Genomic DNA, 7,167 nt, shown 5'->3' with positions numbered 1-7,167 from the left:
AATGTCTGAACGAGCACCTGTTCCTCTCGCTGGCTGCGGCGAGACGGATCATTGAGGCATGGCGGACGGACTACAACACCGTGCGTCCGCACAGCAGCCTTGGCGGCATGGCACCCGCCGAGTTTACTAACCGCCCCAGCCACGGGCATGAGGACACGGAAGCTAACTTATCAGCGGCCTGAAAATGGGGAGCACGTCATCGGTCGCCGCCATTTACTGCTCAACCAAGGCTGTAATCGACCTCTGTATGCGCAGATACGGCTGGGGAGTCATTGGCCTGTTAAGCGCCTTGGTATTCATAACGACGCCGGTCCAAACACACGCGGTGAAGGTCGATTTGCCCGCCGCCCGTCCATGATCGCTAACGCGCAACTGCGAACGTTCGATTGCTCGGTGGGTGTGTTACCGAAAAGCTATGACCGAGTTCACCAATCTCGAGATGGCGGCACTCCGAGGCATTTTTTGGAAACGCCGGAGCTTGCGCCAGCGCTCGAACGACAGTTTGAAACGTCAGTCGTCACCGAGCGCGAGAACAGCGGTGGTGGCTTCTTCACGACCATGAGGGTCGCCATCGACGTTCCTACCGTGGTTAGCCCGTCAGTGCTGGGCTACGCCACGCAGGCTCGCATCAGCGGTCTGGAGCATGGTTTGGGCTTCGTTCTCTTCATCAAAGGAGGCCGGTTACACATGCTAGAGGGCTTCGCATGGGGTTCGGAGAGCACACACCATCTCGACCTCTCCGCCCTGGAATTCGAAATCTATAATGAGCTTGTGCAAAGCCGCATATAAATGCTTGCTTTCCGCCACCAGCAGCCGTTCCTCTAACGCCCAATCTAAGCCGTTCCGTAGCCTCCACTCCGGCGCTAGAATCGCGCATCTATAGCTGGAGTGAGATGTGCCCGACGATCTTTGGCTAAGCGCACATGCAGAACCTTATGACCCTCGGCCCGCGATAGCAGCTTGGCGTGCCGGACAGGCCGGGGATGTCGCACATGAGCTATGGGACAAACTCTACCATCAAGGTACTGTCAACTCGGCCTCGTATGCAGCGGTCAGCGAGATTGTCGCGATGATGCAGGGGCAAGTAGAGCCTGATTGGAACGCATACTCGTTGCTGGCGTCGATTGAGGACGGCCGCTTAGCTGAAGGAAACCCGCCGGTCCCTGTCGATCTCAAACAGCATTACGAGCAGGCTTGGGCTACTGTGTTCCCGATAGCATTGCGAGACCTTGAAGAAGCCAAAGACGACCTTGTCGACAGGGGTGCTCTGGCTGTCATCGCCCATGCCAAAGGGCAGCATACGCTGGCGGCCATCGCGCTTTGTACGGAGGATGAGCAAGTGGAAATGCTGGGCAGGTAGCGTCCGCTTTGCACTTGGGTTCGCCAAAAAAAACGCCAGACCGTTCACCTCCAATACCGGACACCCGGTCAGCCGGCTTGGCTGAGCATGCGGCCTATTGCGAGATTAACAAATGGCAGAAGCTGGGGTGCAGACAGAGCGTCCGGAATGACCGTTTCTGGGTCTTGGCGGAGGCAACACCAAGGGGGACGATGGCGGTTTACCCGCCAAATGAGGTAGGTGTTCAAAGTCAGTGCTTGTGTACCCGCTGCGGCCAGAAGTTTAGGGCAAGGAACACGAGCATGGCTGCGAGCGTAACGAGGCCGAACCACAATACAGGGCCAAACGCCCAGCCACGCGCCGCGACAGCGCTGGCGAAGGCGAGCGCTAAAGCAACTCCTGCACCTGCTTGCCACCGCATCTTGCTGGCATGTGCAAGCCGGCGTCGGGTCAGTCTCTGATAGTGGTTGTCGCTGGCAAAGCCGAAACCACCAAAAGCCATGACGGACAGGATAAAGCTTAGCCAGGTCACGCTACCGCCTCCATCTTGGGCATCGGGATCACTGCCGTGCGTCCACGTCGGCCCAAGCCGGTGGATGGGCGATAGCGTGCCACGCGCCTGGCAAGCCACAGGAACATGGCAGCGAAGACGAGTAGCGTAAGGTCGACACCCATTGGCAACAGGTCACCTGCTGCGATCGACCGCACGACGTTCCACTGGGTTCCGAAAAGATTATAGACCGGCAGCAAGGTCAACGACACGCCCGTCATTCCAAACAATACAGGCCAGACTGCTGTCGGACGCCGTACGAAGGACAGGATCGCTGCCCCACCCCAAATGATGAAGAGGACATGAACCTCCCATCGCGACCGATCAGTCAAGGCTAGCGGCAGCAACCGGTTGGCCCAGAACAGGCCTGCGATACCAAGCGGAAAGCCGCCGATCACGGCGACGTTGAGCCGCTCGACGATCCTGAAGCCGAGATGGGGGTGTGTCGGGTCGGGCAAACGCTCGCGCCGTTTCACGATCCACAACACCAGCCCGCTGGCCACCATCAAGGTGCCCGCCACCCCGCAAAGGAAGTAGATCCAGCGTAATCCCAGGTCGGCAAACCGGCCAGCGTGAAGCCCGACCATCGCGCCTGCTGTGGCCGCCGCACCGCCTGGAGCCGGAGATTGCCATATGGGCATAGCGGTGGTGCCGTCATAGGTGATGGCGGGTGCGCGGGTGTTTAGCAGCGAGGCAGGCGTGCGATGAAGGGTGACACGAGCGGCCATGTCACCGGGTTCGCTCACCTCGATCGTCCCCACCGGCCCGCCCAACCGGTGCTCGGCTTCGCGAACAATCGCGGATAGCGGCACAAGTGGTGCCGGTCGCCCGGTGCGCTTTACCACTGGTGCCTGAGGGAAGAGGGTGGTGAACAACCCCGTCTCATCAGCATAGTTGGCGACGGTCGCCCATGGCATCAGCAGTGCCATCAACGTGACGATGCCAGTGTAGGTAATCATGAGGTGGAATGGCAGTGCCAGAACGGCGGTGGCGTTGTGCCCGTCGAGCCACGATCGCTGGCCCTTGTTACGTCGGAGCGTGAAGAAATCGCGGAAAATCTTCTTGTGAGTGACAATGCCAGTCAGGATGGCGACAAGCATCATCACAGAGGCAAAGCCTACAAGCCAGCGCGACCAGATCACCGGCAGGTAGTAGAGGTCGAAATGGAAGCGGTAGAAGAACTCACCTCCACGAGTGTCACGCGCGGTTGTCAGAGTGCCGTCGGCACCGATCAGCGCCTGATTGTCCCGCCGTCCTCGCCCCCCGCGGTGTCCGCTTCGCTCACCCTTCTTGGGCTGCGGCTGCCAGGTCACCTGTGCGCCTGGCACCTGGGTGTTGGGCATGGCGATGAACCAACTCTTCGCATCCGGTGCCTTACGGGCAAGGAAGCGTTGCGCCCCATCCAGAACACGCATCGGCTGTTCGACGCGCGCGAGTTCGGGCCGCATGTAGCGGTTCAGCCCTTCACGCCAGAACGCGAGGGTGCCGGTCAGAAAGACTAAAAACAGGATCCAGCCAAGCAGTAAGCCTGACCAGGTGTGAAGCGTCGACTGCGATTGTCGGAAGCCCTTGCTCATAGCCGCCCCGTTGTTGCGATCGACCACCAGACAATCCCGCCAGCGACGAGGCCGATCAGGCTCAAAACCCATATCGCTCGCCAACCACTGCGCGCACCATAGGCGTACATCGCAAACAGCGCGCAGAGCGCCAACGCGATCAGCGTTCCGGTCACTGTCGCTTCCGATCGTGCCATTGGCAGCACCCGCGCCAAGGCTGCGGCCCAGGCACTTGCGACGGCGTAGCCGAGCGGAACTGCCGCGACGCAGCGCAGCACATTGTCGCTGCGTCTCCGCCACATGACGGCGCGTCCCGTCGCTCGTGCGATCACGGGTAGGCGAATCGGAGGGTGGCGAAGACCGTGCGCGGCGAGCCGTAATAATTGCCGCGCCCCGTCGACGAGATCCGCGCATAATACGTCTTGTCGAGCACGTTGTTGACGTTGACCGACAGCGACAGCCGCTCGTTGACCTTGTAGCCTGCGCGTAGGTCAACCACCGCATAGCTGGGCTGGCGAACCACGGACGAGATTGAACGTCCGTTCGGCGTGGCCGCAGTGACCGGGACGACGATCGACGGCGTGCCGCCAAACGTCTCGCTGAACCAGGTAACAGAGCCACCCAGGCTCGCACCCTGCAGCGCACCGTCTTGAACCGTGTAGTTGGTGAAGGCCTTGATCATGTGCCGAGGGATGATCGGCGTCAGCGACAGTCCTTCGAATTGGGGCTGGGTGTCTTCCAGATATTTGGTGCGGGTATAGGTGTAGCCGCCATTGACCCGCCAGCCGGGCAGGATCTCGCCGGTCGCCTCCGCCTCGATGCCGCGGGAGCGGACCTTGCCCACCTGTAGGTAGACGGTGGTCAGCTCGGGTGGATTGAAGATGCGGTTGGTCTGTTCGATCTGGTAGGCGGCGGCCGACAACAGCAGGCGGTCGTTCATCAGCGCCAGCTTGGTGCCGACCTCGTACTGGCTGCCGATCAGCGGCTCGACCGTACCACCATCATCCCGGACGCGACCGGCTGGTGCGGCCTGCGGCGTGAAGCTGTCGGCATAGCTGCCATATATGTTGAGGTTCGGCGTCACGTCCCAGACGATGCCCGCATAGGGCGTGAACCGGTTGTCGATGGTCTGCGGCTGTCCACGGACAGCGGTTGGCAGCAGCGTGTCGATCGTCTGCTCCCACCAGGTCAGGCGACCACCGCCGATCAGCGTCAGACCTGCGACGGGTTGAAGCCGCACCTGGCCATAGAGGCCATATTGTTCGATGACCGTGTTGGTCGCACCCCAGCTCTGGATGACGCAGTTCGCCGGTGCGGGCGTGACCGGCGTGGTGCGGTTGGGGCAGACAGCGTTCGTCCCCTGCACGGGATAATAGGGCGATGCGCCGTAGGGATTTAGGGGCGGCTCGAGCGGCGAGACGGGATTGAAGACGTTGATCCGCGCATAGGCGTTTAAACGCGTATAGTAGCTGTCGTAATCCTGCGCCTGATAGTCAGCGCCCAGGATCAGTGTCTGCTCCTGGCCGAACAGGCGGAAACTGCCGACGCCATTGAAGTCGAACGACTTGGTCTTTGAGAAGCTGTCGCCGCGATAGGCGATCTGGGTGGTGGTGCCGTTGTTCGCAGCGGCCGGTGTCACCGCATTGGCCGTCGTGGTGATCGCGGCATTGCCGACATAGCTGTAGATGTCGACACGGTCGACATCGGTGAACAAGCCCGTCGCCCGCAATGTCCAGCGATCGCTGATCCGGTGCGCGATCTCGGCAAAACCGGTCCAGGTCTTGGATTCGAACCGGTTCCAGTCCGCACCCAGATAGGTCGAGCGCCGCACGTCCAGCAGACGACCCTCATTGCCGTTCACATCGCCGGCATAGCCCGGCAGGCCGGACTGGACCGACGGCCGGAAGCGATCATAGGAACCGCCGAAGGTCACGGTCGTCCGGTCGCCGATCTCGAAGCTGCCTACCCCGAAGGCATTCACACGGTTGCGATGCGCATAGTCGAAGAACTGGTCCTGATCCTGCGCCATCACGCCCATGCGGACACCGGCCCGCTCCCCCAGTGGGGCGGAAACGTCCAATTCGAGCCGCAGATTGTCATAGCTGCCATAGCCGGCAGAGCCTTGCACCTTGACCGTGTCGAGTGGCCGCTTGCGAACGAGATTGATGCTGCCCGACGGATTGCCGGAGCCGCTGAACAGGCCCGCCGGCCCGCGCAGTACCTCGATACGGTCATAGGCGAAGAGGTCGGGCACCACGCCGGGGAAATTGAAGCTCAGGGTCGGTACGCCGTCGACCAGATAGTTGGAGATGGCGAAGCCTCGGGAGAAATAGGCCGGGTCTTCGCTGCCGATACCGTTGACGGTGATGCCGTTGGTCGCGGTCAGTGCGTCTTCCAGGGTAAAGAGGTTCTGCGCCTCGATCTGTTCCCGTTCGATCACCGTCACCGTGTTGGCGACGTCCTTCAGCGGGGTGATTGTCTTGCCGACTTCCCGGCCATAGCTTTTGCCGACGACGACGATCTCGCTCTGGTTCCGCTCGTCCCGCTCACCCGTCCGCACCTGTTCGTCCGCGGGTGCCAACATGTCGGACGAGGCCATGATCTTTGGTTCATCGTTCACCGCGGCATAGGCGCACGTGGGCAGCGTCGCCACCATTGCCGTGGTGGCGAGCAGCATCGTTGAGAGACGCACTGTCTGTTTTCCCCTTTGATCTTGTGGGCTTACTAACAGATAAGCAATTGCAAGTCACTAGCAATATGACAGAAACGTCATTTTGGTGCTCAGGGGGGCGGTCGGGGGCAGGCTGAGCGTATGCATGGCCCATCCGGTAGGCTGGTTCATACGATTGGCGCTTGGCGGATGCCGTGGCATGAGCCAGATCGGAGGCATGAAGGTCTTTCTGGATTTCGAGGCATCGTCGCTGTCCGATCAGAGCCATCCGGTGGACGCGGCCTGAGAAAGTGTACCTTCGAAGCGAAAGGTCCGCTTTCCTCCCAATGCTAGACACCCGGTCAGCCGGCTCGGCTGAGCATGCTCCCTATTGCGAGATGAACAAATGGCAGAAGCTGAGACGCGGGTAGGGCGTCCGGAATGACCGTTTCTGGGACTCAATACCTCATACCTAAGACAACCTACCTGCCTCAGCATTACGGCTGAGGGCTGCTGCTATCATCGCAGCCAGAGCTTCCTCCGCACGTTGTCGCCCCGCAGGATCTTTGGCCAGAAGATCGTTCCGGACCCATTCTGGTGCCCGGCGTAGAACGCTGGTGATCAATGCGAGCTGCTCGTCAGTCATCACGCTGCATCGCGCGTCAGCGACCTTGATGCAAGTTCGCAAGGTGTAGCTAGATGAGATCCGCGATCCGGGCACCACACGAGACGCGCTTGTGCTGGCGCGCCTCCCGCCATATCACCGGCTCCGGCGTAGCTTCGGCTACGCCATGATCGCGACGGTTCTCCCGAGAGGGGGATTAAAAGGGAATCCGGTAACGGCGAACGATCGCCGAAATCCGGGGCTGTCCCTGCAACTGTAAGCGGCGAGCGAGGCGCGCACCTGTCGGACTTTTTAGATCCGGCAAGCCACTGGGGTAACCTGGGAAGGCTGCGCGCTGAGTGACGACCCGTGAGCCAGGAGACCTGCCGGCGTCTGGTCGCTCTTGCCTGGTCCAGGGGATGGCCGAGGCACGGTGTCTATCCGACGAGCGACGCCAACAGTGCGGCG

8 protein-coding genes and 1 riboswitch are annotated in these 7,167 nt (G+C 61.1%); of the genes, 4 read left to right on the top strand and 4 right to left on the bottom strand.

Going from position 1 to position 7,167, the window contains the following annotated elements:
* The 3 genes from BRX43_RS21055 to BRX43_RS17350 all read left to right on the top strand — a co-directional run.
* Positions 1-182 (top strand): transposase (locus BRX43_RS21055; RefSeq protein WP_241215039.1); only part of this gene is annotated, 182 nt, incomplete at its 5' end.
* Positions 183-354: 172 nt separating this feature from the next.
* Positions 355-789 (top strand): hypothetical protein, encoded by a 435-nt coding sequence (locus tag BRX43_RS17355; RefSeq protein WP_125996344.1) that lies wholly within the window; start codon positions 355-357, stop codon positions 787-789.
* Between the two features lie 106 nt (positions 790-895).
* Complete coding sequence (locus BRX43_RS17350) at positions 896-1,360, top strand: hypothetical protein (protein ID WP_125996343.1); 465 nt, start codon at positions 896-898, stop codon at positions 1,358-1,360.
* 229 nt (positions 1,361-1,589) lie between these two features.
* Here BRX43_RS17350 and BRX43_RS17345 read toward each other — a convergent pair whose 3' ends face one another.
* Genes BRX43_RS17345 through BRX43_RS17330 form a run of 4 tightly spaced genes read right to left on the bottom strand, consistent with a single transcriptional unit; the run spans position 1,590 to position 6,137 of the window.
* On the bottom strand, positions 1,590-1,871 hold the full coding sequence (locus tag BRX43_RS17345) for a DUF3325 domain-containing protein (RefSeq protein WP_125996342.1): 282 nt from the start codon (positions 1,869-1,871) through the stop codon (positions 1,590-1,592).
* The gene (locus BRX43_RS17340; RefSeq protein ID WP_125996341.1) at positions 1,868-3,466 is read right to left on the bottom strand and encodes a PepSY-associated TM helix domain-containing protein; all 1,599 of its coding nucleotides are present in this window, start codon (positions 3,464-3,466) and stop codon (positions 1,868-1,870) included. Before BRX43_RS17340 ends, BRX43_RS17345 begins: the two co-directional genes overlap by 4 nt.
* Positions 3,463-3,747 carry a hypothetical protein gene (locus tag BRX43_RS17335; protein ID WP_241215038.1) on the bottom strand — a complete coding sequence of 95 codons (285 nt, stop codon included), beginning with the start codon at positions 3,745-3,747 and terminating at the stop codon, positions 3,463-3,465. Before BRX43_RS17335 ends, BRX43_RS17340 begins: the two co-directional genes overlap by 4 nt.
* Before the next feature lie 26 nt (positions 3,748-3,773).
* Positions 3,774-6,137, bottom strand: a complete 2,364-nt coding sequence (locus tag BRX43_RS17330) for a TonB-dependent receptor (protein WP_241215037.1) — start codon at positions 6,135-6,137, stop codon at positions 3,774-3,776.
* Positions 6,138-6,261: 124 nt separating this feature from the next.
* On the opposite strand from BRX43_RS17330, the gene BRX43_RS20415 reads away from it, so the two are divergent.
* Positions 6,262-6,402, top strand: a complete 141-nt coding sequence (locus tag BRX43_RS20415; RefSeq protein WP_164523659.1) for a hypothetical protein — start codon at positions 6,262-6,264, stop codon at positions 6,400-6,402.
* Between the two features lie 477 nt (positions 6,403-6,879).
* Positions 6,880-7,105: riboswitch (cobalamin riboswitch) on the top strand.
* Positions 7,106-7,167 lie beyond the last annotated feature (62 nt).

Origin of the sequence: Sphingomonas sp. S-NIH.Pt15_0812 (genome assembly GCF_003951315.1) — a bacterium.
GTDB lineage: Bacteria > Pseudomonadota > Alphaproteobacteria > Sphingomonadales > Sphingomonadaceae > Sphingomonas.
This window is presented reverse-complemented; position numbering and strand designations above follow the sequence as displayed.